1 protein-coding gene is annotated in these 1071 nt (G+C 32.7%); it reads left to right on the top strand.

The features are described from left to right. Positions 1–123: 123 nt before the first annotated feature. Positions 124–993 (top strand): NADAR family protein, encoded by an 870-nt coding sequence (locus BLS65_RS17830; protein ID WP_212590601.1) that lies wholly within the window; start codon positions 124–126, stop codon positions 991–993. Positions 994–1071 lie beyond the last annotated feature (78 nt).

Genomic DNA, 1071 nt, shown 5'->3' on the forward strand with positions numbered 1-1071 from the left:
AGTGGTTAAATGAAGCTTTGTGCTTCGTATCAAGTTTTGTGGTGGCAGACAGTTTAGTGCTTCGTAATCGCCAACTTCTTGTAGCTGCAAAACGTTACCAGCTATTTAAAAAAGACGATAACCATGGAATTAAAGTATTATCATTATAGGCTTGGGACTGCAAAATTAGTAGGAGGAGAAATGCACGCCAGTTTGCATCAATTTGATTTTGAACAACATATGATTGACGCCTGTTTCGGTAGACAAATTATTGATTGTATAACTTCTGATAAATATCCAAAGTTGATTTCTAAGCATATTCAACGAGGGATTAATATGGGTGACGATAAACACACTAGATTAATTACGGCACCAGACTTCCCAATTAAAACTTTTGAACCTGGATATTTCAACTCTAAAAAAATAGAATTAGGGCTTTCAGGTGGAGATATTTGTTTTTATCAACCTGACTTATTAGTTGAATCATACTATTATTTCTGGGAAACTAAGCACCCATTTTCACAATGGCATAAATGTAGTTTTGAACTTGAAGGGAAAATATTTAATAGTGCTGAACAATACATGATGTATGGAAAAGCAATGTTATTTCGGGACAATAATACGGCTATAAAAATATTGCAAACAAATAATGTTCGAGAACAGAAGCAACTTGGTCGTCAAGTTGAGAATTTTGATAAAGAAATATGGGACTTAAACGCACCAACAATTGTATATCAAGGCAATAAAGCGAAATTTAAACAAAACGATGAATTTCTAGACTTACTATTATCAACCAAAGGAAAGACAATCGTGGAAGCAAGTCCAGACGACAATATTTGGGGAATTGGTTTAACAGAAAAGCAAGAAGATGCAAAATCAATTTTTACATGGAAAGGTACAAACTGGCTTGGTATAGTATTGACAGAGCTTAGAGAAGAATTTATTGGAAACAAATTTGAAAATGGATATTTAACACTTGAAGAATTTAAAACAAAAATGGGGAGTGTAAATTAAACTTTGTCTGGTAATTTTCCTAGTATTCAAAACTACTGTTTTTTTTGAACTCAACTCTTAAATGCTCTTTAAAAGTTT

The sequence above is a fragment of the Williamwhitmania taraxaci genome (genome assembly GCF_900096565.1).
Taxonomy (GTDB): domain Bacteria; phylum Bacteroidota; class Bacteroidia; order Bacteroidales; family Williamwhitmaniaceae; genus Williamwhitmania; species Williamwhitmania taraxaci.

Bases quoted from the DNA above. Each gene is read 5' to 3' on its own strand.
- BLS65_RS17830 (WP_212590601.1), top strand. From the start codon at position 124: ATGGAATTAAAGTATTATCATTATAGGCTTGGGACTGCAAAATTAGTA.